The sequence below is a fragment of the Mesorhizobium kowhaii genome (assembly GCF_042431665.1).
In the GTDB taxonomy this organism is placed as follows: Bacteria; Pseudomonadota; Alphaproteobacteria; order Rhizobiales; family Rhizobiaceae; genus Mesorhizobium; species Mesorhizobium kowhaii.
This window is the reverse complement of record NZ_JBHLYT010000005.1, coordinates 206,002-232,889: the sequence shown is the minus strand read 5'-3', so window position 1 is coordinate 232,889 and position 26,888 is coordinate 206,002. Positions and strand designations below refer to the sequence as shown.

Annotated in this window: 24 protein-coding genes, 2 tRNA genes and 1 pseudogene; 9 read left to right on the top strand and 18 right to left on the bottom strand. The window is 64.7% G+C overall.

Translation table 11 applies throughout. The annotated features are described in order from the left end of the window. Positions 1-46: 46 nt before the first annotated feature. The 6 genes from ACFFNA_RS04635 to ACFFNA_RS04610 all read right to left on the bottom strand — a co-directional run bounded on the left by ACFFNA_RS04635 (position 47) and on the right by ACFFNA_RS04610 (position 7,005). The gene (locus ACFFNA_RS04635; protein ID WP_378915971.1) at positions 47-883 is read right to left on the bottom strand and encodes an ATP-binding cassette domain-containing protein; all 837 of its coding nucleotides are present in this window, start codon (positions 881-883) and stop codon (positions 47-49) included. After that, a complete protein-coding gene (locus tag ACFFNA_RS04630; protein WP_378915969.1) occupies positions 876-1,754 on the bottom strand; it encodes an ABC transporter ATP-binding protein in 879 nt (292 codons plus the stop codon). Before ACFFNA_RS04630 ends, ACFFNA_RS04635 begins: the two co-directional genes overlap by 8 nt. Continuing rightward, positions 1,751-2,599, bottom strand: coding sequence for an ABC transporter permease (locus ACFFNA_RS04625; RefSeq protein WP_378915967.1), 849 nt, complete (start codon positions 2,597-2,599; stop codon positions 1,751-1,753). Before ACFFNA_RS04625 ends, ACFFNA_RS04630 begins: the two co-directional genes overlap by 4 nt. Further along, positions 2,592-3,599: an ABC transporter permease gene (locus tag ACFFNA_RS04620; protein WP_378915964.1), complete on the bottom strand. Its 1,008-nt coding sequence runs from the start codon at positions 3,597-3,599 to the stop codon at positions 2,592-2,594. The genes ACFFNA_RS04625 and ACFFNA_RS04620 overlap by 8 nt, the downstream gene beginning before the upstream one ends. A gap of 182 nt (positions 3,600-3,781) precedes the next feature. After that, positions 3,782-5,311, bottom strand: coding sequence for an ABC transporter substrate-binding protein (locus tag ACFFNA_RS04615; protein WP_378915962.1), 1,530 nt, complete (start codon positions 5,309-5,311; stop codon positions 3,782-3,784). Between the two features lie 119 nt (positions 5,312-5,430). Beyond that, positions 5,431-7,005 carry a phytoene desaturase family protein gene (locus ACFFNA_RS04610; RefSeq protein ID WP_378915959.1) on the bottom strand — a complete coding sequence of 525 codons (1,575 nt, stop codon included), beginning with the start codon at positions 7,003-7,005 and terminating at the stop codon, positions 5,431-5,433. A 119-nt stretch (positions 7,006-7,124) separates the two neighbouring features. On the opposite strand from ACFFNA_RS04610, the gene ACFFNA_RS04605 reads away from it, so the two are divergent. The 5 genes from ACFFNA_RS04605 to ACFFNA_RS04585 all read left to right on the top strand — a co-directional run bounded on the left by ACFFNA_RS04605 (position 7,125) and on the right by ACFFNA_RS04585 (position 13,921). Further along, positions 7,125-7,916, top strand: a complete 792-nt coding sequence (locus ACFFNA_RS04605) for a cyclase family protein (protein ID WP_378915956.1) — start codon at positions 7,125-7,127, stop codon at positions 7,914-7,916. A 176-nt stretch (positions 7,917-8,092) separates the two neighbouring features. Continuing rightward, entirely contained in the window at positions 8,093-9,664 is a 1,572-nt protein-coding gene (locus tag ACFFNA_RS04600; RefSeq protein ID WP_378915954.1) for a phytoene desaturase family protein, read from the top strand. Continuing rightward, positions 9,664-10,146 carry a MarR family winged helix-turn-helix transcriptional regulator gene (locus ACFFNA_RS04595; protein WP_111544741.1) on the top strand — a complete coding sequence of 161 codons (483 nt, stop codon included), beginning with the start codon at positions 9,664-9,666 and terminating at the stop codon, positions 10,144-10,146. The genes ACFFNA_RS04600 and ACFFNA_RS04595 overlap by 1 nt, the downstream gene beginning before the upstream one ends. A gap of 45 nt (positions 10,147-10,191) precedes the next feature. Then, complete coding sequence (locus ACFFNA_RS04590; protein WP_378915950.1) at positions 10,192-12,345, top strand: thiamine pyrophosphate-dependent enzyme; 2,154 nt, start codon at positions 10,192-10,194, stop codon at positions 12,343-12,345. Beyond that, a complete protein-coding gene (locus ACFFNA_RS04585; protein ID WP_378915948.1) occupies positions 12,338-13,921 on the top strand; it encodes an indolepyruvate oxidoreductase subunit beta family protein in 1,584 nt (527 codons plus the stop codon). The genes ACFFNA_RS04590 and ACFFNA_RS04585 overlap by 8 nt, the downstream gene beginning before the upstream one ends. Positions 13,922-14,014: 93 nt before the next feature. On the opposite strand, the gene ACFFNA_RS04580 is transcribed toward ACFFNA_RS04585, so the two are convergent. The 8 genes and pseudogenes from ACFFNA_RS04580 to ACFFNA_RS04545 form a co-directional block, all read right to left on the bottom strand. Continuing rightward, positions 14,015-15,250, bottom strand: a complete 1,236-nt coding sequence (locus ACFFNA_RS04580; RefSeq protein ID WP_378915946.1) for a DUF1501 domain-containing protein — start codon at positions 15,248-15,250, stop codon at positions 14,015-14,017. 48 nt (positions 15,251-15,298) lie between these two features. Continuing rightward, on the bottom strand, positions 15,299-16,828 hold the full coding sequence (locus ACFFNA_RS04575) for a DUF1800 domain-containing protein (RefSeq protein ID WP_378915944.1): 1,530 nt from the start codon (positions 16,826-16,828) through the stop codon (positions 15,299-15,301). A gap of 91 nt (positions 16,829-16,919) precedes the next feature. Beyond that, positions 16,920-17,207, bottom strand: coding sequence for a GCG_CRPN prefix-to-repeats domain-containing protein (locus ACFFNA_RS04570; RefSeq protein ID WP_111545387.1), 288 nt, complete (start codon positions 17,205-17,207; stop codon positions 16,920-16,922). Between the two features lie 107 nt (positions 17,208-17,314). Beyond that, positions 17,315-17,761: a periplasmic heavy metal sensor gene (locus tag ACFFNA_RS04565; RefSeq protein WP_245445912.1), complete on the bottom strand. Its 447-nt coding sequence runs from the start codon at positions 17,759-17,761 to the stop codon at positions 17,315-17,317. Positions 17,762-17,763: 2 nt separating this feature from the next. Next, positions 17,764-18,216, bottom strand: a complete 453-nt coding sequence (locus ACFFNA_RS04560; protein ID WP_378915941.1) for a hypothetical protein — start codon at positions 18,214-18,216, stop codon at positions 17,764-17,766. A 38-nt stretch (positions 18,217-18,254) separates the two neighbouring features. Continuing rightward, positions 18,255-18,796: pseudogene (locus tag ACFFNA_RS04555) on the bottom strand (RNA polymerase sigma factor). Between the two features lie 45 nt (positions 18,797-18,841). Further along, complete coding sequence (locus ACFFNA_RS04550) at positions 18,842-19,270, bottom strand: EF-hand domain-containing protein (RefSeq protein ID WP_111544736.1); 429 nt, start codon at positions 19,268-19,270, stop codon at positions 18,842-18,844. A 244-nt stretch (positions 19,271-19,514) separates the two neighbouring features. Continuing rightward, on the bottom strand, positions 19,515-19,703 hold the full coding sequence (locus ACFFNA_RS04545) for a YodC family protein (protein WP_111544735.1): 189 nt from the start codon (positions 19,701-19,703) through the stop codon (positions 19,515-19,517). A gap of 174 nt (positions 19,704-19,877) precedes the next feature. Here ACFFNA_RS04545 and ACFFNA_RS04540 point away from each other — a divergent pair. Beyond that, positions 19,878-19,953, top strand: a tRNA-Cys gene (locus tag ACFFNA_RS04540). A 100-nt stretch (positions 19,954-20,053) separates the two neighbouring features. Here ACFFNA_RS04540 and ACFFNA_RS04535 read toward each other — a convergent pair. Further along, a tRNA-Thr gene (locus ACFFNA_RS04535) sits at positions 20,054-20,129 on the bottom strand. 332 nt (positions 20,130-20,461) lie between these two features. Here ACFFNA_RS04535 and ACFFNA_RS04530 point away from each other — a divergent pair. Next, positions 20,462-21,607, top strand: a complete 1,146-nt coding sequence (locus ACFFNA_RS04530; protein WP_378915938.1) for a hypothetical protein — start codon at positions 20,462-20,464, stop codon at positions 21,605-21,607. A 26-nt stretch (positions 21,608-21,633) separates the two neighbouring features. Here ACFFNA_RS04530 and ACFFNA_RS04525 read toward each other — a convergent pair whose 3' ends face one another. Together ACFFNA_RS04525 and ACFFNA_RS04520 are read right to left on the bottom strand one after the other, a co-directional pair. Then, positions 21,634-23,235: a cisplatin damage response ATP-dependent DNA ligase gene (locus ACFFNA_RS04525; protein WP_378915936.1), complete on the bottom strand. Its 1,602-nt coding sequence runs from the start codon at positions 23,233-23,235 to the stop codon at positions 21,634-21,636. A 4-nt stretch (positions 23,236-23,239) separates the two neighbouring features. Beyond that, entirely contained in the window at positions 23,240-24,247 is a 1,008-nt protein-coding gene (locus ACFFNA_RS04520; protein WP_378915934.1) for a ligase-associated DNA damage response exonuclease, read from the bottom strand. Between the two features lie 103 nt (positions 24,248-24,350). Between ACFFNA_RS04520 and ACFFNA_RS04515 the strand changes: the two genes are divergently transcribed. Then, entirely contained in the window at positions 24,351-25,265 is a 915-nt protein-coding gene (locus ACFFNA_RS04515; protein WP_378915932.1) for a class I SAM-dependent DNA methyltransferase, read from the top strand. Between the two features lie 123 nt (positions 25,266-25,388). Continuing rightward, on the top strand, positions 25,389-25,751 hold the full coding sequence (locus ACFFNA_RS04510; RefSeq protein ID WP_378915930.1) for a hypothetical protein: 363 nt from the start codon (positions 25,389-25,391) through the stop codon (positions 25,749-25,751). Positions 25,752-25,931: 180 nt separating this feature from the next. Here the strand turns inward: ACFFNA_RS04510 and ACFFNA_RS04505 are convergent, their stop codons facing one another. Continuing rightward, positions 25,932-26,873, bottom strand: a complete 942-nt coding sequence (locus ACFFNA_RS04505) for a 2-hydroxyacid dehydrogenase (RefSeq protein ID WP_378915927.1) — start codon at positions 26,871-26,873, stop codon at positions 25,932-25,934. Positions 26,874-26,888: the final 15 nt, after the last annotated feature.

The following is a 26,888-nucleotide window of genomic DNA, read 5'->3' as shown; positions in this document are numbered from 1 at the left end:
TTGCCGGTCGCACGTCCGAGGCCCGCTTTTCGGCGTGCATATGCGTTCATGTCGGCGCCTTTGCAGCGGAAGGGATGTCCAGCCAGCCGGCATCGATTTCGGGCAGCGGGATCGCCGAGATCAAGTCGCGCGTGTAGGCCTGCCGTGGCTTGTCGAACAAGGCATCGGTGGCGCTCGCTTCGACGATCACACCTTCGCGCATGACGATCACTTGCCGGCACAGCCGCCGGATCACCGACAGATCGTGGCTGATGAAGGCGACGGTCAGGCCCATCTCGGCCGCCAGTCTTTCCAGCAAGGTCAGGATCTGTGCCTGGGTCGACACGTCGAGGCCAGAGACGATCTCATCGGCCAGCACGAATTTCGGCGACAGCGCCAGCGCGCGGGCAATGCCGACGCGCTGGCGCTGGCCGCCCGACAGTTCGTGGCGGTAGCGGCTGGCGAAGCTTTGCGGCAGGCCGACCCGCTGCAGCGCTTCGGCGACGCGCGCCTTGAGATTGTCGCCAAGGCCATTCTGCTTCAGCGGCGCGGCGATGATGCTGGCAATGGTGCGGCGCGGGTTGAGCGACGACATCGGATCCTGGAAGATCATCTGCAGGTTGCGGCGCAGTGGTCTGAGCTCCGCCTCCGGCAGATGCGTGATGTCGCGGCCATCGAAGCTGATGCTGCCGGCGCTGGGTTCCAGGAGACGCACCAGGGCGCGGCCGAGCGTCGACTTGCCCGATCCGGATTCACCGACGATGCCGGTCACCGAGCCCCTGGGCAGGTCGAAATCCAGGCCCTTCAGGATCTCAGCCAAGGGCGCGCGACCGATCAGCGGCTTGCGCGTCATGTCGGGCAGCGCGACCTTGAGCCCGCGCACGGAAAACAGCGGCTCAGCCATGGGGCCGCCTCCAGGCCTGATCGGCGGCGGCGATCTCGGCGGCAAGCCCGGCCAGCACCGCCTCGTCCACCGGCTTCAGTGAGGCGAAGGGATCGGTGTAGCGCGGCGTGGCGGCCATCAGCGCCCGTGTGTAGGAGTGCTGCGGCGCGGCGAAGAGAGCAGCAGTTTCGGCCTCTTCGACCACCTTGCCGGCATAGAGCACCGAGACCTTCTGGCTGATCTTGGCGACGACGCCGAGATCGTGGGTAACGAACAGGATCGCTGTGCCGTGCTCGCGCTGCAGCTGCACGATCAGCCGCAGGATCTGCTTCTGCACCGTCACATCGAGCGCAGTCGTCGGTTCGTCGGCGACGATCAGCCGTGGTTCGGCGGCGAAGGCGGCGGCGATCAGCACCCGTTGGCGCATGCCGCCGGAAAGCTCGTGCGGATAGCTTTTCAGCACGCGGTCGGGGTCGCGAATCTGCACCTCGTCCAGCAATTGGCGAATTCGGGTATCGGCCCTCTCGCCACTCCAGCCCAGGATGCGCACCAGCCGGTCGGTCATCTGCGAACCGATGCGGCGTGACGGGTTAAGCGCGGTCAGCGGATCCTGCGGGATCAGCGCGGTGCGTGCGCCGATCAGCGTGCGCCTTGCCTTCGGCTGCAGTCTGCCGAGGTCTTCGCCCTCAAGCCTTATATCGCCTTCGACAATGCGCACGCTCGACGGCAGGACACCGAGCACCGCCTTGCCGATCATCGTCTTGCCGGCGCCGCTCTCGCCGACCAGCGCGCGGACCTCGCCTGGCTGAACGCACAGCGACACCGAGCGCAGCACGCGCTGGCCGTTCGGCAGCACGGCACTCAAGCCGCTGATGTCGAGGCAGGCGCTCATCGCAGCACCGGGTCGAAACGCGTCTTCAGCGCCTCGCCGAACTGGCTGAACGACAGCACGGTGAGGATCAGCGTGATCAGCGGGAACACCAGCACCCACCAGGCCTGGTGGATGGACAGCCGGCCCTCGGCGATGATGCCGCCCCAGGTCGGATCGTCGGTCGAGATCGACAAATTGACGAAGGACAGGATCGCCTCGACGATGACGGCGATGCCCATTTCCAGCGACAGCAGGGCGACGATCGACGGCACCACATTGGGCAGCACTTCGCGCAGCATGATGCCGATGCGGCCATAGCCGGCGATGCGGGCATTCTCGACATAGTCCATGCGCGACTGGCCCATAGTCTCGGCCCGGATCACCCGGCAGAAACGCGTCCAGTCGATGACGGCGATGGCGATGATGACGGAGCTGAGCCCGGTGCCGAGCACGGCGACCAAAAGGATGGCGAACAGCACCGGTGGAAACGCCATCCAGACGTCGACGACGCGCGAGATGACGCGGTCGGCCCAGCCGCCGAAATAGCCTGATATCAGCCCAAGTGTCGAGCCGACCAGGCACGCCGCGATAGAAGCGGCGAAAGCGACGACAAATGCGATGCGGGCGCCGAAGATCAGCCGCGACAGGAGATCGCGGCCGAGGCTGTCGGTGCCGAGCCAATAGCCGGGCTCGGCGCCGCTCATCCAGAATGGCGGCAGCCGTTCCAGCATCAGGTCCTGCGCCAGCGGATCCTGCGGCGCGACCAGCGGCGCGAAGATCGCGGCCAGCAGCGCCAGCAGCAGCCAGCCGCCGGCCAGCCACAAGCGTGGCGACACACGACGCCTCGGAGCACGTCCTTCATCCATGGCGCAGCCTCGGATTGAGCAGCGCAGACATCATGTCGACGGTGAGGTTGATCAGCACGAACAGCAGCGCAAAGACCAGCACGATGCCCTGGATCAGCGGCAGGTCGCGGTTGATGACGGCATCGATCGCCATATTGCCGAGGCCTTCATAGGAAAACAGCCGCTCGACGATGACCGTGCCGCCGATGAGGAAGGTGAACTGCACGCCAATCAGGGTCAGTGTCGGCAGGGCGGCATTCTTCAGCGCCTCGCGCAGGATGACCTGCGTTTCCGAAAAACCCTTGACCCGCGCCAGCACGACATAGTCGAGGTCGAGCACTTCCTTCAGTGATTGTTTCAACAGCTGCGAGATGATCGCGGCGAGCGGCAGCGCCAGCGCAACCGCCGGCATCAGCATGTGCTTCAAGAGATCCCAGGTGAGATTGAAGCGCAGCCGCAATATACTCTCGAACAGATAGAACTGGGTGACGAAGGGCAGTTCGAGCTGCGGCGACACCCGGCCGGAAATGTCGAAGATCGGCACCAGCACGCCAAACAAAAGAATCAGCACCAGGCCCCACAGGAAATCGGGAATGGAAAGCGCCGCCCCGCTGGCGATGTCGATGCCGGCCTCGACCGCCGTGCCGCGCTCGCGTGCGCCCAGGATCGCCGTCGTGCCGCCGATCGTCACCGCCATGATGAGCGCGACGATGGCAAGTTCCAGCGTTGCCGGCAGCCGGTTGAAGACAAGACCGAGCACGTCCTGCCGCAGCGAGATCGAGGTGCCGAAATCACCCCTGGCAACGCCGGACAGCCAGATGAAGAACTGCTGCACAATGGTCTTGTCGAGACCGTAGAGTGCGCGCAGCCGGGCGATGTCGGCATCCGTGGCGCCAGGCGGCAGCATCATCGCGATCGGATCGCCCGGCGCAACGCGGATCACGACAAAGACGACGACGGCCACGCCGAACAGCGTCACCAGCATCGTCAGAAGACGGATCAGGAATCTTTGCAGAAGCATTGTGGCGTAAGCCTAATGCGTTTCAATGACGGATGGAACGAACTGCCCCCTCATCCGGCCGCTGATGGCTGAGCCATTACCTTCTCCCCAGCGGGGAGAAGGTGGCCCGAAGGGCCGGATGAGGGGGCCTGCGCAGTTGAACGCGACACGCCGCCTTGCGGCAGCGTGCCTTCTTGCCTTTCTCAGGCCGGGGTCATCAGGGCAGGCAGCAACGCGCCGGACACATGCTGGACGACGTTGACGCCCTTGGCATGCACGATCGGCTGCGCATACTGGATCAGCGGCAGCACATAGGCCTGCTCGGCGATGTATTTGTCGACCGCTTTCCAGCCGGCAATGCGCTTGGCCTCGTCCTTCTCGCCCCACAGCGGGTTGATCATGTCGATCAAATCCTGGCTGTCCCACACCGAATGCGGGCTCGGACCATACATGGCAAAGCCGGTCGAGGTGGTCGGATCGCCGATCGCGTTGCCCCAGTTGTAGAAGGCGGCCGGCGCCAGCTTGTCGGCGGCGCGCAGCTCGTAGTGCTTGGCGATCTCGTAGACCTCGATCGTCGCCTCGATGCCGACCTTGCGCCACATGCTGACGATCGCCTGGATCATCTCATAGTCCTTGGGCTTGAAGCCCTTGGTCGTCTGGATCGTGAATTTGACCGGCTTTTCCGGCGAATAACCGGAGGCGGCGAGCAGTTCCTTGGCCTTTTCCGGATTGTGCTCGACCTTGATCGACGCATCGTAGGCCGTGTATTCCGGCGTCTCCAGCGTGTCGATCGGCTGGCCATAGCCGCGCAGCAGGCGGTCGACCAGCAGCTTCTTGTCGATCGACATCACGGCTGCCTGGCGGACGTTCTTGTCCAGCATCGCCTCGATGTCGTTGAAGAAGATCATGCCGATGTCGGAGACGTTCTTGCAGGTGCCGGCAAGCCCGTCCTTGGCGATCAGGCGGTCATACTCCTCATAAGGGATTTCGAGCGTCACCTGCGAGGAGCCGGACTCGATTTCGGCGACGCGGCTCGCCGCATCGGCGACGAACTTGATCGTCACATTCTCGAAGGCCGGCTTGCCGCCCCAGTAGTTCGGATTGGCTTTCAGCCGCAGGAAGGCGTTGCGTTCGAATTTTTCCACCATATAGGGGCCGGTGCCGATCGGCGCCTTCTCAAAACCTTCGGCGCCGACTTTCTCGTAATAGGCCTTCGGCATGATGTAGCCGGTCAGGAACGACATCCATTTGAAATACACCGGGTCGAACTGCACGACATCACCGGTGATCTTGTTGCCGTCGATCTTGAAATTGCTGACGTTTTTCCAGACGAACTGGATCGGGTTGCCGGTCTTTTCGTCACCCGCCCGCTGCAGCGACCAGACCACGTCTTCGGCCGTGAACGGCGAGCCGTCATGCCAGGTCACGCCTTCGCGCACCGTCATCATGATCTTCGTGCGGTCGTCGTTCCAGCCCCATTCGGTGAGCAGGCCGGGCGCGAAGGAAAGGTCCGGCTTCTGCGGGATGAATTGGTCGAACACAGACTGGTAGAGGCCCTGGATCGTCGGGTTGACGGCCGAGGGTCCGGTCGTCGGATCCCAGGACGGCAGGTTGACGTTGTAGGCGATCGTCAGCTCGCCGGCGGCGGCCTTGGCGATCTGCGGCAGGCCGATGGCGGCCGACCCGAGTGCCGCGGCACTGTATCCGAGCAATTCGCGTCTGTTGATTGTCATGGTCGTTCCCCTTGTTGCTTTCTGTTTTCTCAGCGCGGCGTCACAGTCTGATCTGTGGGTTCGGTCTCCTTGGGCAATCGCGCCTTGCCCTTCCTTCACCCCAAATGCGTTTTCGGCTCCTACCTCCCGCCAAGCTGTTGGGCGAGCATGTAGCCCGAGGCGGCACCGGTGCCGGCGCCCGGCCACGTCGCGGCGCCCGTGAGATGCAGATTGCCGACAGGGGTGTTCCAGCCGGCAAAGCCGCGCACTGGGCGAAACAGGAAATTCTGCGCCAGATGGTGGCTGCCGCAGACCTGGTCGCCGCCGACGAGGTTCGGGTTCTCACGCTCGAGGTCGATCGGCGAAAACACCGCCCGGCCGAGGATATTGTTTCGCAGGCCGGGCGCGTAGCTCTCGATGATGTCGAGAACGCGCTCGGCATAGTTGTCCTTGACCTTGTCCCAATGCGCGGGTGCGATCCGGCCCGCCGCGTCGCCAAGGATTTCCGCCGGCAGCATGCGCACTTGCACCCACAGCACGTGTTTGCCTTCGGGCGCTCGCGTCGGATCGATCGCTGTCGGCTGGCCGACGACCAGCACAGGTTCGTCCGGCAGCAGGCCCGCCATCGCCTGCTGATAGGTACGCGACATGGCGTCGAGCGACGGCGACAGATGCACATAGGCAAACTGCCGCAACTCGGCGCCGGCGCGCCAGTCAGGCAGGTCGTCGAGCGCCAGATGGATCATCATCGTGCCCGGTGCGTGGCGGAATTTTTGCATTGCGCTATCGAAGCCGGCGTCGCCCGAACCGTTGGGAAGCAGCTTGCCGGTCAGCGCCTTGGGCGCGACGCCGGCGATGACGGCCTTGGTGGCGATATGCATCTCACCGGAAGCGAGCCGTACGCCGGTCGCCTTGCCACCGGAAACCGTGATCTCTGCCACCTCGGCGCCGGTGACGATTGTACCGCCGGCAGACGTCACCATGCCCGACAGAGCGCGAATGATGGTATCCGCGCCGCCCTTGCCCAGCACCATGCCAAAACTCTGGTTGGCCATCGATTCCAGATAGGGGAACACGGCACCGCCGGCGATGTCGGGGGCGAAATCGAGATGCATGCCCCAGGTGGCGAGCGTCGCCCGCACATAAGGCGACTCGAAATTTTCCTCCAGCCAGGCGCGCGGCGACGACAGCAGCAGCCGGCCGGTGTCGAGCGCGCCGGACATACCCTTCTTGCGCCACAGGTTCCATGCCGTGCCGGCAAGCGCGCGGGCGCTCATCGGCGATCCCAGCAGCCGAAACAGATGTTCGGCCTCAGCTGGAAAGGCGGCGACCAGCCTGCGCCATGTTGCGGCATCGGCGGCTGAAAAGGCAGCCATGCGTCCAGCGGTCTTTTCCAGGTCGTTGCTGACGCCGAACCAGCGTCCGTCCGGAAAGGCGCTGGCGAAACAGTCGGCGACCGGCGCGAACTCCAACCCCCGAGCTTTCAATTCATTTGCATATTTCCGGTGGAAGGCCGAGCCGGCAAACAAGCTCAAATTCATCGCGCCGAAATCATGGCGGAAGCCCGGAAGGGTGAATTCGCGGGTCTGGACGGCGCCGCCGATTGTTGCACTGCGCTCGAAAATCCCGGTTTTCCAGCCTTTGAGCGCAAAATGCGCGGCGCATGCCAGACTGTTGTGGCCCGCCCCGACAAAGATGGCGTCGAACTCGCTCACGCCCCGTTCCCATTTCCTTTATGCTTAAAGATAATTGCAGATGCATATGTTTTCGTCTAGTAGGATATTAAGGGCCGAGACGAGCCTTGATCATCATCACGAAAGAGGGAACAGAGACCATGGACACCCAAAAACTCCTCGGCGAAGTCGCCGGCCAGCTTCTCTCAGGCGCCATCAAGGTGGTCGACCTGTCGGCGCCGCTCGGTCCCGACACGCCGTTGATCAAGCTGCCGCCGGAACTTGCCGTCGACACGCCGAAGGTCGAGATCCACAGCATCTCCCGCTATGACAAGAACGGCCCGTGGTGGGCGTGGAACTGGCTGAAGCTCGGCGAGCATTCGGGCACGCATTTCGATGCGCCGCAGCACTGGATCACCGGCAAGGATTATCCGGACGGCGCCACCGACACCATTCCGGCGCAGAACTTCGTCGGCCCGGTCAATGTCATCGACTGCTCGAAGGAGGCCGCCGCCGACCACGATTTCCTGCTCACCGTCGATCACATCAAGGCGTGGGAAGCCAAGCATGGCGCGATCAATGCCGGCGAGTGGGTGGTGATGCGCACCGACTGGTACAAGCGCAATGGCTCCGAAGCCGAGTTCCTCAACGCCAATGAGACCGGCCCGCACACGCCCGGACCGACAGCTGAAGCCATCCAGTTCCTGATCAGCAAGGACATCAAGGGCTGGGGCAGCGAGACGATCGGCACCGATGCCGGCAAGGCCGGTGGAATGGAACCACCATTCCCGGCGCACACGCTGATGCACAAGGCCAACCGCTATGGTCTTGCCAGCCTCTGCAATCTCGACCAGCTGCCACCGAAAGGTGCCATCCTGATCGCCGCACCGCTCAAGATCGAGCACGGCACCGGCAGCCCGATCCGCGCGCTGGCGCTGGTGTCGAAGCAATAGGATGAGGTTGGTCTTCAGGAGAAGATCATGCGCGCAGGCGAAACTGGAGTGATGGTACGGCAACCGTGCAGTGGTGGCGCTCTACGGCGCCCCCCTCTGTCCTGCCAAGGGGGGCGCGAAGGAACGCAACCCTGCGCGATTGAATCTCATCTCCTGCCGGCGGAGAGCAAGTGTCGATGAACGCGCCCGATCACATCATCGTCGGCAGCGGCATCAACGCGCTGGTCTGCGCGGCGATGCTCGGCGGCAAGGGCGCGAAGGTGCTCGTGCTCGAGCGCAACGACCGCATTGGCGGCTGCATGCGCACCGAGGAGATCACCGCGCCCGGCTTCATCCATGATGTGATGGCGACGACCTTCGTGCTGTTCATCACCTCGCCGGCCTTTGCGGCACTGGGCGCCGACCTCGCCCGGCATGGGCTGGAGTTCTGCCACACCGGCACGCCGACCGGGGTGCTGCGGCCGGATGGCAGCCATGCCGTGCTCAGCACCGACCGCGCCGCCAATGTTACCTCCCTGAACGCCATCGCGGCCGGCGACGGCGACCGGCATGCAGATGATGTCGGCGGCATCGAACGCAATGCCGGCCTGCTGTTCGGCCTGCTCGGCGGCAGCCTGTGGTCCTATCCGACGGCGAAGCTGCTGGCGGGCGATGCCTGGCGGCGCGGCCCGCGCGGCCTTGCCGCCTTCCTCGGCGAAGCGCTGGTGCCGGCGCGCGGCTGGCTGGAAAGCACCTACCAGTCCGAAACCATCCGCGCGCTGTGGGCGCCCTGGGTGCTGCATGCCGGCCTCGGACCCGAGGATGCCTTCTCCGGCCAGATCGCCAAGGTCATCGCCTTTGCGCTGGAGGCAGCCGGCGCACCGATCGTCAAGGGCGGGGCGAAGAACCTGCTCTCCGCCTTCGAGGCGCTCATCACCGAGCGCCGCGGCGTCATCTCCACCGAAGCGGACGTTGCCTCCATCATCCTGACCGGGGGCCGCGCCACCGGCGTGCGGCTGGCCTCGGGCGAAACCGTCAATGCGAAGAAGAGCGTCATCTGCTCGGTCACGCCGACGCAACTATATGGCCGGCTGCTCGGCGCTGATGCTCTCAAAACCGATGTCGAGGCGACGCAGAAATACCGCTACGGCAAAGGCAATTTTCAGATCCACTACGCCCTGGACAAGCCGCCGGCATGGCGCGGCGAAGGCCTCGACAAGGTCGCGTTGCTGCACCTGACGCCGGGGCTGGATGGCGTGTCCAAAGCCTGCAACGAGGCGGCGCGCGGCATGCTGCCTGAAGTGCCGACCATCTGCGTCGGCCAGCCGCATGCGCTCGATCCCTCGCGCTGCCCGCAGGGCAAGGCCATCCTGTGGCTGCAACTGCCCGAGGCGCCCCGGCATATCAAGGGCGACGCAGCCGGCAAGCTGGAGACACCGGCGGACGGACAATGGACCGAGGCGCTACGTGAAGCCTATGCCGACCGCGTCGAGGCCATCCTCGCCAGCCATATCGACGGCTTCAAGGACAGCGTCATCGCCCGCCGCGCCTACTCGCCGGCCGATCTCGAAGCGATGAACATCAATCTGGTTGGCGGCGATCCCTATGGCGGCTCGTCGACCATCGACCAGTCATTCCTGTGGCGGCCGTTCAAGACCAGCCGCAACCACCAGACCGGCATCAAAAACCTCTACCATATCGGCGCCTCGACCCATCCAGGTGCTGGCCTTGGTGGTGGCTCCGGCTTTCTCCTGGCGGGGAGGCTGTGATGGAACAGAAGGTCGCGGAAAAGCGCCAGCGCATTTCGACCTTGGGGCAGATCGGCCTACAGCAATTCGCACCCTATCTGATGAACCGCATCATGGGCCGCTACAACGCCACCTTGCGCGACGATTTCCGCAAGCAAGGGCTGACCATTCCGCAGGTGCGGACGCTCGCCGTGCTGTCGGTCACCGATGGCATCACCGTCAACGACCTCTCGGTCTATACGGTGATCGAGCAGTCGACCTTGAGCCGGACGCTCGACACGCTGGAGGGCCAGGGCCTCGTGCGGCGCGAGCAGGGGGTCACCGACAGCCGCATCCGTCATGTCTTCCTGACCGACGATGGCCGCGCCGAGTTCACCCGCGCCTGGCCGGCCATGCATGACGCCTTCGAGGCGATGTTCGACGATATCGACGACGCCGAATATTCCGCGCTCATCGCCACGCTTTTGAAAATGCTGAAGAACATTCGCAAGCACGACATCTAGACCTACGCGCCGCCAGCGCCGGGCGGCAACGGAAGGAGACAAAAAATGGCCGAACGGTCTTTTGCCAAGGAAGTCGAAAAGCTGCGGCTCGGCGCCGGCGAGGAATTTGCCGGCGAAGGCATTCTCGCCATCACCAAGGCGCTGCTGCAATGTGGCGTCGGCTATGTCGGCGGCTATCAGGGCGCGCCGATCAGCCATCTGATGGACGTGCTGGCCGACGCGCAGGACATTCTGGGCGAGCTCGGTGTGCATTTCGAAGCGAGCGCTTCGGAAGCGACTGCCACAGCCATGCTAGCCGCATCGGTGCATTACCCGATCCGCGGTGCGGCGACCTTCAAGTCGACCGTCGGCACCAATGTCGCCTCCGATGCGCTCGCCAACCTGGCTTCGGGCGGCGTCACCGGCGGTGCGCTGATCATCGTCGGCGAGGATTACGGCGAGGGCTCCTCGATCATGCAGGAGCGCAGCCATGCCTTTGCCATGAAGAGCCAGGTCTGGCTGCTTGACCCGCGCCCCAATTTGCCGTCGATCGTCAAGGCGGTGGAGGACGGCTTCGAGCTGTCCGAGATTTCCAACACGCCGATCATGCTGCAGGTCCGCATCCGCTGCTGCCATGTCCACGGTCATTTCATCGCCAAGGACAACAAGCGCCCGCCGATGACGGTGGCCGATGCGCTCGACGCGCCACGCCGCGACACCGGCCGCATCGTGCTGCCGCCCGCCTCCTTCCTACACGAGAAGGAGAAGGTGCAGAAGCGCTGGCCGGCGGCGGTGGATTTCATCCGCAAGAACAAGATCAACGAGTTCTTCGGATCGGACCACGGCTCGGTCGGCATCGTCATGCAGGGCGGCATGTACAATTCGGTCATCCGCGCGCTGCAGCGACTCGGCCTTGCCGACACCTATGGCGATACCGATGTGCCGCTCTACGTGCTCAATGCCGTCTATCCGCTGATCGATGACGAGTTCCTGTCCTTCTGCGAGGGCAAACAGGCTGTCCTCGTCGTCGAGGAAGGCCAGCCCAACTACATCGAGCAGGCCTTTGCGGCGATGCTGCACAAGGCGGGGCGCGGCACCAGGCTGGTCGGCAAGGAGCATCTGCCGATGGCCGGTGAATACACCGGCCAGGTCATGCTTGACGGCATCGGCGCCTTCCTGCGCGCCGAGGCACCGCATTTGCTGCCAGGCGAGGTGCGCGCGCCCAACAAGGTCGGCGACGGCGTCGATACCGCCGATCTGATCAACGTCGTGCCGGGCCGTCCGCCGGGCTTCTGTATTGGTTGTCCCGAGCGGCCGATCTTTGCCGCCACCAAGCTGGTCGAGCAGGAGCTCGGCAAGCACCACATCGCGTCCGACATCGGCTGCCACCTGTTTTCGATCATGCCGCCTTTCGAACTCGGCGCCACCACCATGGGCTATGGGCTGGGACCCGCGTCTGCCTCGGCCTTCAATTCGCCCGATGCCAAGCGCCGGTCGATCTCCTTCGTCGGTGATGGCGGTTTCTGGCACAACGGCCTGACCTCCTCGATCGGCAATGCGGTGTTCAACAAGAACGACGGCGTCATCGTCATCGTCGACAATTTTTACTCGGCCGCCACCGGCGGCCAGGACATCCTCTCGTCGCGCGCCGGCAACAAGACCAAGTCGACGAAGCATCCGATCACCGAGGCGGTGAAAGGCATGGGTGTCAAATGGCTGCGCCACATCGACCGCACCTATGACGTGACCAAGATGCGGGACACGCTGCGCGAGGCGCTGACCACCGACGAGAAGGGGCCGAAGGTGATCGTCGCCTCGTCCGAATGTATGCTCAACCGGCAGCGCCGCGAAAAGCCGCTGGTTGACAAGGCGATCAAGGGCGGCGAGCGGGTGGTGAAGCCGAAGTTCGGCGTCGACGAGGACATCTGCACCGGCGACCATGCCTGCATGCGGCTGTCAGGTTGCCCCTCGCTGTCGGTCAAGTCGCTTGACGATCCGCTGCGCGATGACCCGGTGGCGCATATCGACCAGAGCTGCGTCGGCTGCGGCAATTGCGGCGAGGTCGCCGATGCGGCAGTGCTGTGCCCGTCCTTCTACCGCGCTGACGTCGTGCACAATCCGAGCCGCTGGGACCGCTTCCTCGAAGCCGCCCGCCGTGCCACCATCAGCCTGTTGCAGCGCCGCCGCGAAAGCCGGCGCCTGACCTTCGCCGATGCTTGACGCTGTCCCGCCATTTCGCCCCCGGGCCGGCGCTCACGACGACGAGCGCGTCATCAAGCTCGCCGTGCTGGCGGTCGGTGGCCAGGGCGGCGGCGTGCTGGCCGACTGGATCACCGACGTCGCCGAGCGCAATGGCTACGTTGCGCAATCGACCTCGGTCGCCGGCGTCGCCCAGCGCACCGGCGCCACCATCTATTATGTCGAGATGGCCCGCGACACCGGCCGGCTGCCGGTCTTCGCGCTGTCGCCCTCGCAAGGCGACGTCGATATCCTGATCGCGGCGGAATTGATGGAGGCCGGCCGCGCCATCATCCGCGGCTTCGTCACGCCCGAGCGCACCACGCTGATCGCCTCCTCGCACCGCATCGCCGCGGTGTCGGAGAAGATCGAACCGGGCGACGGCCGCGCGTCCTCCTCGAAAGTGCATGCGACGGCGGAAGCCGCATCGAAGCGTTTCATCGCTTTCGACATGGAGAAGATCGCCGCCGACAACGGCTCGATGATCTCGGCCAGCCTGCTCGGCGCGCTGGCCGGGTCCGACGCGCTGCCGTTCACCCGCGAAAGCTACGAACAGGCGATCGGCGCCGGTGGCCGCGGCGTCAAGGCCAGCCTCGGCGCCTTTGGCGCTGCGTTTGATCGCGCGCACGGCACGGCGGCCCCGGCGCCAAAGATTGCAGAGCCAGCGATTGTCGGACCTGCCCTGGGTGGCGCAGGCCATGTGAGTGGGCCGCAAAATCTGCTGCAAGGCTGGCGGGCCTTGGCCGCCCGTATCGATGAGATGCCTATGGCCGTGCGCGACATGGCGCTCAGGGGCCTGAGAAAGGTGGTCGACTATCAGGACATCGCCTACGGGCGCGAATATCTCGACCGGCTGGACAAGGCCATCGCGCTGGACGGGCCGGATCGCGGATATGGCTTGTCCATCGCCGCCGCAAAGCATCTGGCCAACGCCATGTGCTATGACGACATGATCCGCGTCGCCGATCTGAAGACGCGCTCGACCCGCGACAGGCGGGTGCGCCGCGAGGCCGGCGTCAAGGACGGCTCGATCCTGCAGGTGACCGAATATTTCCATCCGCGCATCGAGGAATTCTGCGGCACTTTGCCGGCAAGGCTTGGCAGCTACATCGAGAACCGGCCGAAGCTTGCCGCCTTTCTCGACCGCCGCATCAACCATGGCCGGCGCATCCGCACCGACAGTTTCGCCGGCTTTGCCGCGCTGTGGTTCATCGGCGGCTTGCGCCGCTGGCGCCGCGGCCTGCTGCGCCACAAGGTCGAGGTCGCGCATCTTGAGCGCTGGTACGCATTGGCGCTTGGCTACGTGCCTGCCGACTACGCGTTGGCCGTCGAAATCCTCAATTGCCGCCGGCTGATCAAGGGCTACAGCGACACCCATCTCCGCGCCCAGTCGAAATTCGACCGGGTGCTGTCGGCGCTCGAATTGGTCAAGGGCCGCACGGATGCCGCCGACTGGATCCGTCGTCTGCGCGAGATGGCGCTAAAGGACGAGAAGGGCGACATGCTCGACGGCGCGCTGAAGACCGTGGCGACGCTGGGGCCGGATCCAATCACCTGAGATACCTAGCTGGCGGCGTCCGCGGATTGGAGCGGTGGTGCGGCCCTGCATGTGCGGACTGGTCTGCAGGATTGCCCGGCGCGCAACTGTACTTCAGGCGACGAGCCCCCGCATCGGTCTCACCGTGGCGGAATCGGGAAACACCTTGTCGCCGAGGGCCGCGGCCGAAAGGCCGAACTGATCGGCGAGCAGCCCCTTCAGCACTGCCCTGACATCGCTGGTCGGCGCCAGGTCGCGTTGTTCGTAGAGCTGAGCCGGCTTCAATCCCGGCCAGTCGGCGATGACGCGACCACCCTTGATCGCGCCGCCAGCCAGCAACACCACGGTGCCGGTGCCATGATCGGTGCCGACGGTGCCGTTGACCTGCGCCGTGCGTCCGAACTCGGTGATGGTGACGATCGCCGTGTCCTTCCAGCGCTCGCCCAGGCCCTTCTCGAATTCCTCGAAGGCGCCGTCGAGGCCGCCGAGCAAGGTGGCGAGCCGGCCGGTCGCACCGCCTTCATTGACATGCGTGTCCCAGCCATCGAAGGCCAGGGCTGCAACGCGCGGCCCGTCATCGGCCGCGATCAGCCTGGCGGCGCCCTTTGCCGCTTGCCGCATCCCCGCCGCACTGTCGAGGCCGCCCTTCGGCTTCATTGTCTTGCCCATCTTGTCGTCCACGGCCATCCGGTCGGCGTCGAGCCCCTTTTGCAGCGCCACCGCGAGAACCGGGTCGCGGTGCTGATAGAGATCGAGAACGCGCGCCGCGAGCCCGTCGCCGGGCTCCGGCAGCGATTGCGGCGCCCAGCCAAGCACCGGCGCTGCACCACGGATCACCAGCGGCGTCGACGGTCCGACCGCCAGCCCGCCAAGCGTTGCCACGCGGTCGCCCGCTGGCAGGCTTTCCAGTGCCCGATTGAGCCAGCCGGTCGTGACATGGCCGGGACCGGCAAAGCCGCTTTCCAGCACATCCTGGCCATCGAAATGCGAGCGTTCGCGATAGCCGGTCGCGGCCGCATGCACGACCGCCGCCTGGTTGCTCTTGAACAGCCGCGCAAACACCGGCATCGCCGGATTGAGTGCGAAGAAGCCGTCGAGCGGCAGCGCCGCATGCGGACCGGCCAGCGACAAGGCGATGTCGCCATGCAGGCCGGCATAGTCGGGATCGCCGACCGGACCGACCGCCGAGAGCCCGTCAAGCGCGCCGCGCAGCACGATGACGATCAGGCGCGGATCGCGATTGTCGGCGGCGCGGGCAAAGCGGGGCATGTAGGCCCAGGCAAACAGCGCGCCGCCGGTCATCAATACAGCGCGGCGGGAGGGATTGGGAATTTCGCACAGCAGGCTCATGATGTCGTCTCCACGGGAGCGATCTTCGCTGGATTATCTGCGCTGGAATTATCTTCGCTGGAATTCCGGAGCCATCAGCAACAGCGCCAGCCCTTGCTGCTTGGATTCGGCCCGGGCGATCGCTTGCCTCGTCTCCGCTGAGGCGGCAGGGCCGATCAGCGCGTCGAGCATGTCGTTGGGATTGCCGATATCCCTGACCTGCCGTGCTGCCTGCCAGGCGATGTCGAGGCGGACCTTCATGCCCTCCGCCGACGCCCAGCCGTCGGCCCCGTCGGGAAAGCCGTTCGGTCCCGGCGGTTGCCACAGCGGCTCGCCCAGCGCGTTGAGCCAGCCAAGCGACTGGCCGGGATCGTTCGCCGGGCCAGGCCCCGCCGCCCTTCGGATCGCGGCGATATAGTCGAAAGGCGAGCGCATCTTCGCCAACGGCGTCGACCACGCCTCCGGCATGGCGATGAGGGCGGCGGCCAGCGCCCGCAGATTGCCGTCGGTCTTGGCGAAGACCTTGGCGAGGCGGGCGATTGCAGACGGCGGCGGCGTGTCGGCGATGAAATGGCGGGCCAGCTTGGTGGCGATATGCAGGGCCGTTGCCGGCTGGCGGGCGATATCGTTGAGCGCGGCCTCGGCCTGTCCCATGCCGCCGGCAGGATAGGTCTTGCCGAGCAGCACCGCATCACCCGGCTCATGTGCGTTGGCGTTGAAGACAAAATTGCCGGGCTCTCCCTGCCGGCCATCGCGGCCGGCCATCGTCCAGCCGGTGAGGATGCGCGCGAAGCTGGTGACATCGGCCTGGCTGTAGCCGCCGCCGACGCCGAGCGTGTGCAATTCCAGGATTTCACGGGCGAGGTTTTCATTGAGCCCGCGCTTGCGGTTCCTGCCCGCACACGAGTCGGGGCCGACCGACTGCTGGTTGTCGAGATTGAACAGCATCGCCGGATGATGCGCCACCGCCAGCAGCATGTCGGCAAAGCGGCCGAGCACGAAAGGGCGGATGGCCTCCCGCTCGAAGGCGCCAGCGCTGGCCTGAATGACGATGTCCTTCGCCATCGAAACACAGAAATGGTTCGACCAGAACCAGACAAGCCGCTCGACGAAGCCGGCCTTCGCCCGAATGGCCTTGTCGAAGCGCGCCTGTGCTTCCGCCCGGAACAACGTCGCCTCGACCGGCGGCACGGCGGATTTGTCGGCAGGCGCAGGCGCGGGCGCGGGGTGGGCTGGCATCGGTTGGACTGGCGTGATCTGGGCGGGCACAGCTTGGGCGCTCGCCGTCGCTGGCTGCGCTGCCGCGGCGGCCATGCGCTCGCGCTCGAGCTTGCGCTGGAAATTTGCCGCCATGCTGGCCTGGATGGCAGGCGTGCTGCCCAGCAAGCCGGCATAGGCCGGATCGTCGAGCGAGATCATCGCGATGTCGGCTTCCCGCAGTTCCGCCCTGAGATAGCCGCGCGGGTCGCCGGCCAGCATCTCGCGGTCGCCGGGCCTTGCACCAAGCCCAAAGCGGTTGAACGCGACGAGTACCGGATCTGGCGGTAGGGAATTGGAGGCCGGGACAGCCAAGTCAGCTCTCCATTGCTTGAGCCTCATGCGCCTGGCGCATGAGGCTCGTTCGAGCCGTTTCGTGCATAGTCAACCGGGAGAGGAGGCCGGCACGGAGTGGCCGGCCCCCAGCGCATTCCTACCAGTGATGCCAGCGGTGCCAGACATGGTGCCGATGCCAGGCATAGAAGGCTGGGCCATGCCGATAGGTGTAACGGGGGTAGACCACCACGCGGTTGGGCACGCAGCGTCCCCAGGGATTGGGATGCCAGCCCGGACCGCAGCCCCAGGCGACATGTTCGACCAGCACCGGCGCGGCTGCTCGATCAAGCGGCGCCATTGGCATCGCCGAGGATGCCGCAGCCGTCGCAACTGTTCCGGTCACGGCGAGAGCAGCGGTGAGCGCGTATTTTGTCAGAAGATTCATGGCCATACTCCGAAGTTTCCGATGTTGAAAACCTGTTCGCACTACATGGTCCGGCAGGTCCTGCCCTTCTCCTGTTAAACGGCGTCGTCGGCGGTTTCCGTCGGTCGTCACGGCGATTTTTTTGGCACCACCGACGGTTGCTGCCCGGCGCGTCTTGTGAGTCCTTCCGCCAGCACGCTGCGACCCTCGGCGGAGCTTGCCGCCGCGAACTCGACGATGCGCTGCTCCAGCCGCATGCGCACGGTGACGTCGGCATTGCGAGCCCGCTCCAGCGCCGCCGACAGGGCCGTCGTGTCCAGAACCGGCTGTTGTAGCAAATCTGCTGCCTCACGCCTGGCTTGCTGGCCGTCGAGAATGACCTGACGGGATTCACGGCGAACGTCGTGCAACGCCTTGCGGAACACCGTGCGGTCCTGCTCGGGAAGCCGGCCACCGGCCGCCTCCAGCGAGTAGCCTTGGCTTTTTCCGCTTCTTATCCAGACGGCCCCGCCGGCAAGCGCTCCGGCCAGGAAGACGTTGAGCACCACCGACGCGATGACAAGGTTTCGGCTCATGTTCATAGGTCTTCCCCGATCGTGTCGCGGTCCGGGCTGGCGTCGCCGAACGCCGTCGCATTGGCATCCAGCACATAGTGGTCCGGCTGGACCTCGGGCGTGACGATGCTCACCAGGGCCAATCCGGCGACAGCGCCGGCCAGACCAATGCCGGCAAGCCCCAGTCCCAGCCACCAGAACCGTTGACGCCGGCGTTGGACGAAGTGCCGGCCGGCGGCCTGCAGGATACTTCCATGCAGGGCCTTGTCAGGGGCGTCGACGCGATAGCTGTCCAGCCGGGCGTCAAGTGTGCCGGCATGCCGCAAAATGGCCTGGCCAGTCTCGCTCGGCGCAAAGATCGCGCCGGCCATCCGTTCGGCCTCCGGCCATCGCCGCAAGTCACCGCCATAGGCCGCTGCCAGCGCCGCAAAGCGCTTGGCATCCATTGCCGGTTCGTTCCTGGACCCTTCAGCCATGGTCTTCCCCTTGCCCATCGGTGCTGCTTGCCCGGTTCTCACTCATCGGCGCCATCCCTGGCCAGGATCGCCTGCAGCGATCGCCGGCCGCGCGAAAGCAGGCTCTCCAGGGCGTCGATGCTGATCTCCAGAGTCGCTGCCGCATCGATGTTGGACATCTCCTGGTAGTAGACCAAATGATCGCTTCGCGCTGGCGCGGCGCTATGCCTTGCAGCGCCCGTTCGACCCGAACCGCGTCCTCTTGCGGGTGGGCATCGGGAAGTGCCGCAGGGTCGACCATTTCCGGCAGGTCGTCGGTCACCCATTCGCGCTTGCGGCGCAGCCGGTCGTAGCAGAGGTTCAGCGTCACCCGGTGGATCCAGCTGTCGAAGCGCGCATTGCCGCGCCGCCAGCGCGAGGCATGGCGCCAGATCCGCAAGAAGGCCTCCTGCGCGACATCCTCGGCCTCCGCCGCATCGCCGAGCATGCGCACGGCAAGCGCCAGGATGCGCGGCAGTTTGCGCGCGACGAGCGTCTGCACGGCTGCCGGATCGCCGGCGCCGACGCGGCGAACCAGCTCCTCGTCCGGATCGGCGCTCATCAGCCGGCGCACTCCCGATGTTCATCGCGCGTCATTGCCTCTTGGTCATTGCTCCTGCTTGGGAGCGGTTTTGTGGCTCGGCAGTTCGTCGGCCGTCAGGACGCCGTCGGCATTCTTGTCCAGCCTGGCGAAGCGCTTGGCAAAGAAGGCATCGAGTTCGGCGCGGTCGATGAACCCGTCATGGTTGGAATCGATACGCGCGAAGGATTTGGCGGGGTCGCCCTTGACGTTGCGCTTGGCCTGAAAGGCTTCCCATTCCAGCAGGCTTATCTTGCCGTCGCCGTCCGTGTCGGCAGCCATGATCGCCTTCTCGCGCCGCTTCTGGAATTTGGCCAGCGTGATGTCGGACCTGGCCTTTGGTGTGGCTGGCGCGGCAATCGGCGGCGTCGCGGAAGGGGGCTGCGTCGCTGTCTGGGCGAGAGCCGCAACGGCCAGCAGGCTCAAGGCAGCGGCAAGTATCGAACGGCGTATCATGCTATGGCGTCTCCGGTTGGCGCGTGGGCCACGGCTTGTGCCGAGGTTACGCTTCGACCGTTAAACGCCGCGACGACAGAAATCCGTCGGTCACGCGAATCCGTTTCGCGTGTGGCTGGACGTATTTCTTGGGCGCAAGGGTTCCGTCAGCGGCAGCAATGACGTGCCAAACCCGGCGCCTCACCGCTGGACGTGAACCGCGCAAATTTGTCGCCGGCTGAAGCGAAACCGCATCGGCAGGGACCTAGGCTGATTGGTCAGCCGCGACCAACTGGTCCGGCTTGAAGCCGGCATGTTGCGGGGTCCAGATGTCACCCTCACGGTTGAACCAATGGCACATAAATATGCCTGACGCCGCGCCGTCGCTTATTGTCATCTTCGGGCCTCCGGACTTCAGCATGACGACGTCTCCGGTCTTGAAATTGTTGGGCATTTTCGACCTCCCATTCTGAGGCTCCGAGTTTCACACCAAACCAGGGTCTCGACAATGGCAGATATGCTTCGGCCGGCATCGCAATCCTTTGATTGGCATGGTTCGCGGCGGTCCGATCAATCGCCTCAGCCCTAAACCTTTCCGTAAATATTTGGCCGCTACTTGGACAGCGATGGCCTCGTGGCGGAGCGGCTACGCTGGAGACTGCAAATCTCTGAAGCCTCGGTTCGATCTCGAGGCGAGGCCTCCATCCTCAGCTACCTGTCCGACAAGGCACTCAGCGGAGATCGTCGACAAGGAAGCGGAGAGGCCGTCCATTGACGGCGCCATTGATTGTTCCTTGGGGGAAATGGTGCCGCTTGCGTGACTCGAACACGCGACCCCCGCATTACGAATGCGGTGCTCTACCAACTGAGCTAAAGCGGCCCAGGAGGCCAGGGCCTCCAAGATGCGGGGGTGATAGACTCAACCGGCGGCGAATTCAAGATGCGACTTGGCAATTCATGCGAGGGTGCTATGCGGCCGTCGAAAGCCGTCCGCCGCGTTGCTCGCCAATCGGTTGCGAAGTCACGCTCGCACGGCTCGCATCCTCCCTGCGCATGAAAATCGACGAAACATGCTGATTTCGTTGCCGGAACAGCGCCGGAATGGACTTTGCACACCCTGACGAGGCAGAATGCGCCGCTCGCCCGTTGATTGATTGGTCGCCTGCGGCTAACGATCATGGCAAGGTTGGGCAAACGTGCAGAGGGACCCGCTTGGACGCGATCGAAAAAGCGATCCGGAACGCCTTCGAGAAAGGCAATGCCGAGGACCGCGCGTTCCGCGAGAGGGTCTATCGATCGGCTTTTGCCGCGCTCGACCGCGCGCTCCAGGCCAATCCCGACGTGACCGTGGAAGTCGCCATCAAGCGCCGCAAGGCGATACAGGCGAAAATCACCGAAATCGAATCCGAGTACCTGCCGGCGGTGCCGGATGTCGGCCCGCAGGGCGATGCACCGGCGGTCGAGCTTGGGGCCGACACTGCGCCACCGGTTGAGACCGGCCAACCGGTGTCATCACCTGCCGTCGTCGTCGACGCGCCCGTGCAATCCGCCTCCGATGCGCCGCGCTCGCGTGTGCTGCCGATCGTTCCCGACATCATGCCGGACGCTGGTCTTCCCGACGCGCCGGCCATCGACATGTCGGCTCCCGCCTCGGCCGGCGCTGCAACGGAAGTGGCGCCCGATCGCGATGAACGGCGCATAAGGGGGCGTCGCCTGCCGTTGACCGCCATCTTCCTGACCGTGACACTGCTTGCCGCTGTCGGCATCGGCCTGTTCTTCGCCGTGCAAACCGGCGTGTTCAAGACGCAGGCACAGCTCGATACCGCTCCGCCCGAAGCGCCTCCGACCGTCGAAGGCGACGATTTCACACCGGCCGAAGGCGACACCGGCCCGGCAAAGCCCGGTGCCGCGGACCAGTCGCGCGACTGGATCAACGTGTTTTCGCCGACCGACGCGTCGCATGTCAGCGCCCCGTCGGATGCCAAGGCCGAGGTGATGAAGGACGACACCGGTTCGTTCCTGCGCATCCGTTCCGGCGCCTCCGGTTCGGCGATCAGCTTCGATGTCGGGCAAGGCGTGCTGGAGAAGCTCGCCGGCAAACATGCGGTGTTCGATATCATTGCCCGCTCCGAGGAAGGCAAGGAGACACAGATTTCCGTCGACTGCAATTTCGGCGAACTGGGCGACTGCGGCCGCAAGCGCTACGCGGTCGGCCAGCAGCAGAACGAATATCTGTTCGACGTGCCGTTTCCCAACAAGCACCCGGGCTCGGCCGGCACGATCGCCATCAACTCCGACTTCGACAAGCAAGGCAAGGCTGCGGACATCTACGAGATACGTGTCTCGGTCGAGCCGTAAGCGCATCTGGCATCGAAAAGAGTGAATTAGCGATCGAGCAGCGCCTGCAGCGTCTCGATGCGGTCGGCCTCGTTGGCCGGCTTGTCCCAGCGCAGCCGTGAAACGCGGGGAAAGCGCATGGCGACGCCGGATTTGTGCCGGGTCGAGCGGTTGAGCCCTTCGAAGGCGACTTCCAGCACCAGGCCGTTGTCGCGATCGGCCCGCACCGAGCGCACCGGTCCGAAACGCTCGACCGTGTTGTCGCGGACATATTTGTCGATCTGCTTCAGCTCTTCGTCGGTGAAGCCGAAATAGGCCTTGCCGACCGGCACCAGTTCCTCTTCGCCTTCCCCGCCGGACCAGACGCCGAACGTATAGTCCGAGTAGAAGCTCGAGCGCTTGCCATGGCCGCGTTGGGCATACATCAGCACGGCATCCACCGTGTGCGGATCGCGCTTCCATTTGAACCAAGGGCCTTTCGGCCGGCCGGCGACATAGGGTGAATCCCAGCGCTTCAGCATGACACCCTCGATGATCGGATGTGGCGGCGCCCGGCGCAGTTCCTCCAGCGCCTGCCAGTCGGCGAAGTCGACGAATGGCGAAAGATCGAAACGGCTCGGGTCGAGCGTTCCGACAAGGGTTTCCAGACGGCCGCGCCGCTCGCGAAACGGCAGCGCGCGCAAATCCTCGTCGCCGATCTGCAGCACGTCGTAGCAGCGCATGAAGGCTGGATATTGCTGCTGCAGCTTCGGCGTCACCGTCTTGCGGTTCAGCCTTTGCTGCAGGTCCGAGAAGGTGCCCGTCGCCTGCCGGGGATCACCGACCAGCAGTTCGCCATCCAGCGTTGCGGAAAAATCCATGGCACCGGCGAGGTCAGGAAAGGCGCCGGAGACATCGTCGCCGGTGCGCGAATAGAGCCGGCGGATACCGCCTTCGGCGACCGCCTGGACACGGATGCCGTCCCATTTCCACTCGGCTGCATAGTCCGCGGGGTCGAGCTTTTCGAGATCGCCGTCGCCGACCGGGTTCGACAGCATGACCGGGCGAAACAAGGCCATCGCTGTATTCTTAGGCTTTTCGGCCTTGCCTTCCAGCCAGGCGAACAGCGCCGTGTAAGGCGGCGACAGCCCATGCCAAAGCTCCTCGATCTCGGTGACATCGACCTTGCCGAAATCCGCCAGCGCCTGTTTGGCCAGCCGCGCCGACACGCCGATGCGCAGGCCGCCGGTGACCAGCTTGATGATGGCAAAGCGCGCCGAGATGCCGGCGCTGTCGAGCAGCCACGCCAGCACCTTCGGCCCGTCGGAGCGGCTTGCCGCCTGCAGCTTGGCGACGACCTCGCCAAGCGTCGGCTCACGGTTCGGGATGTTTCCGGGCGTTTGCGGCCAGACCAGCGACACTGTTTCGGCGAGATCGCCGACATAGTCGTAGGAATAGCCGAACAGCACCGGGTCCATGCGCTCGGTGACCAGGGTGCGCAGCATCGCCGGCTTGACCGCGGCTATGTTGAGATCGCCGGTGATGGCAGCCAGCGCCAGGCCACGGTCGGGATCCCCCACGCTGCGGAAATAGTCGGTCAGCAAGGTCAGCTTGCCGTTGCGCGACGGCGTCAGCACCAGGCGGTCGAGAAGTTCGGCGAAGCGGTTCATGCCATCAATCGCCCTCGTCCTCATACCCCACCAGATGCAGCGGCCGCGCCGCGATGCCTTCGAGCTCGCACCAGCGCACCAGCGCTTCCTCGCGGCCATGCGTCACCCAGATTTCCTCGGCTCCGGTCTCCTTGATGGTGGCGGTCAGTTCGTCCCAGTCGGCGTGGTCCGAGATGATCAGCGGCAGTTCGACGCCGCCTTGCTTGGCGCGTTGGCGAATGCGCATCCAGCCCGAGGCAAAGCACGAGATCGGATCGGGAAAGCGCCGCGCCCAGCGGTCGGCGAAGGCCGAAGGCGGGCCGACCACGATGGCGCCCGCGAAATCTTGCTTGCCGCCCTCCACCGTTGCCGGTTCGAGCGTCCCGAGGTCGATGCCCTGGCTCTGGTAATATTCGCTGAGCCTCGCCAGCGCGCCATGGATGTAGATCGGCCTGTCGTAGCCGGCGTCGCGTAACAGCCGCATCACCCGCTGCGCCTTGCCGAGCGCATAGGCGCCGACCAGATGCGAGCGTTCGGGAAACTGCGCCGCCGATTTCAGCAAGCGGGCGATCTCTTCCGTGTCGGGTGGATGGCGAAACACCGGCAGGCCGAAAGTCGCTTCGGTGATGAACACATCGCACTGGATCGGCTCGAATGGCGCGCAGGTCGCGTCTTTCTGCCGCTTGTAGTCGCCGGAGGCGACAATGCGCGTGCCCTGGTGCTCGACGGCGATCTGCGCCGAGCCCAGCACATGGCCGGCTGGATGGAAGCTGATGCTGACGCCGTCGAGGACAATCGTCTCGCCGAGCTGTGCTGCTTGCGTCGTGTCGGCAAAATTCTCGCCATAGCGCAGGCCCATGATGTCGAGTGTCTGCTGTGTCGCCAGCACCGAGCGGTGGCCGGAACGCGCATGATCGGAATGGCCATGTGTGATCAGCGCCCGGTTCACCGGCCGCACCGGGTCGATGAAGAAATCGCCTGGCGGGCAATAAAGGCCCTCGGGCCGGGGATGGAGCAGGTCTGAGGCGCGCATGATCCCCAAGATAGGATATAATTCCGGCGCGGGAAGTCTGTTGTAAGTGACTGCTGACTCCCGCATACAGCACCGCCGGCCCCCGCCGACAGGACCCATCGCCATGAAACTGCTTCAGGCCTCGTCCGGCGACTTGAACGCCGATCGCCGTGCCGACTATGCCGAGATGCTTCATGCGGATGGCGACCATGCGGCGGCGGCGGAATTGCTGCTCGGTGCGCTGGAATTGACGCCGCAATGGGCGATGGGCTGGTTTCGCCTCGGCGAAATGCAGCAGGCGGCGGGTGCACCGGACCTGGCTGCACAGGCATGGACCATGTCGCTGCAACTCGATCCGACGGATCGTCAAGGTGCCGCACTGAACCTGCAATTGATCGGCAAGGCGCCAGAACCCGACGCGCTGCCCAGCGCCTTCGTCGAGACACTGTTCGACCACTATGCCGACAGCTTCGACGAATCACTGGTCGACAGGCTGGGGTACCGGCTGCCCGAGTTGCTCGATCAGGCCATTCGGGCGGCAAGGCCGGGCCGCTTCCCGCTGGCGCTTGATCTCGGCTGCGGCACCGGGCTGATGGGGCAGAGGCTGCGGCGGATTGCCGATCGGCTGGAGGGATATGACATTTCGGCCAGGATGCTGAAGCAGGCGCGGGCCAAAGGCGCCTACGATTTCCTCGGCAAGGCCGATCTGCGGGATTTTTCCTATGCCGGCCCGAAAGCCGATCTGGTGACGGTCGCCGATGTCTTCATCTACGTCGGCGCGCTCGACGGCATGGTGAAGACGGTTGCGGGCTTGCTTGCCGGGGATGGCCTGTTCGCCTTTTCCGTCGAGAGCCTGGCCGGCAATGGCGATTTTGTGTTGCAGCCATCGCGCCGTTACGCGCATTCGGAACATTATGTGCGTGAAATCCTGGCTGCCAACGGGTTTTCGATCCTGTCGCTGGAAACAACCGTGATCCGGCAGGATCGCCGGGAACCCGTCAACGGGTTGGTCGTTGTGGCAGGCAAGCTACCGGGCTGAGGCTGCAATCTCCTCTGGTCGCGCCTGCAGATAATCTGTGCTGCGAAAAAGTCTGATTTGCATGCGCGACTGATATTTGCGATCTGGTCGCATCAAGGCGGGATATCAGGAGGAGCATAGTCGATGCGCTGGAACATGATTGTCTTGGCATCTTGCCTGGTGACCGCCGGCTGCGCGGGCAGTTCGATGGCCGAGAGGCAGGACGCCGACATCCAGTCCTCCCTGCAGTATGACAGCGTGCCCTGCGGCCAGCTGCTGGCGCAGCGCAACCGGCTGGCACAGCAATATAATTTGTCGACGAAGGCCAAGCCGGCCTTCTCCAATCCGGCGATGGGCTTTGGCCCGTTCATGCCGGATATGCGCTCCAAGGCCAAGCAAGACACCGACAAGGCGACCGGCGAGATGGATGCCATGAACCGGTCGATTGATCGCCGCGACTGCGGCAAGCCAGACGAGCAGAAGAAGAAATTGGCGCTACCTGGTTAAGTCTGGAGGCGATCAAGGTGCATCGGCTTCAATCCAGAAGGACGCGGGGCGCGCTGGAGCAATTCCAGGAAAAGTGTGAAGCGGTTTTCCCGGGAAAAGCGCATAGCGCTTTCCCTTAGGGAATTGCGCCGAAACAAAGAGATAGAGCGGTTCTGGGTTTCCGTGAAACGATGAACCGCTCTAATATCCGGCCTTGCGGTCCACCAGATTGTCGAGCTTTTCGCCGCGCTCGAAAGCGTCCATCTGGCGCAGCATGATCGGCACCAGGTGGACGGGGTCGGAGGTCGCCGCCGCGTGCGGCGTCACGAACACTTTTGGATGCCCCCACAGCGGACTGGTCTTCGGCAGCGGTTCGACTTCGAACACGTCGAGGCTCGCCTCCTTCAGCGTGCCGTCATCCAGTGCCCGCACGATGTCGGCGTCCTTCTGCAGGCGGCCACGTCCGGCATTGATCAGCACCGAGCCGCCGAGACCGTTGCGCTTCCTCAGCTCCTTCAGCACGCCGTAATTGATGATGCCATGCGTCTCTGGCGTCAGCGGCAAAAGCACCACCAGAATATCGGTCGCTTTGAGGAAGGGGATCAGTCCGGCCTCGCCGGAGTAGGTCGCCACGCCTTTCATCGGCCGCTCGCTGCGTGACCAGCCATTGACAGCAAAGCCGAGCGACAAAAGCACCGAGGCCGCAGCGCGGCCGAGATTGCCGAGCCCCATAATGCCGACCGAAATATCACTGGCTGGCCGTTGCTGTGGTTCGTGCCAGATCTTCTTCGGCTGCTGCGACCGGTAGAGCAGGCCCTGGCGGTGATGGTCGAGCACCCGCCAGACGACATATTCGGTCATGTACTGGGTGAGGTTGTCGGCGACGACCTTGACGATAGGCACATCGGGCAGGCCGGGATCGGCGAAGATATGGTCAACGCCGGCGCCGATCGAGAAAATGGCGCGCAGATTGGGCAGCGACGCCAGAATGTTCGGCTTCTGCTTCCACACCACCGCATAGGTGATCGACGGGTCGCTGGCGCCGTCCGGTTCCAGCACCACCTCGCGCTCGGCCGACAAAAGGTCGCGCCAGCGCTGCGGATGAAAGCCGGTGACGGCAAGCAGGATGCGGCCCTTTTCCATCGTGGTCTTCTAGTC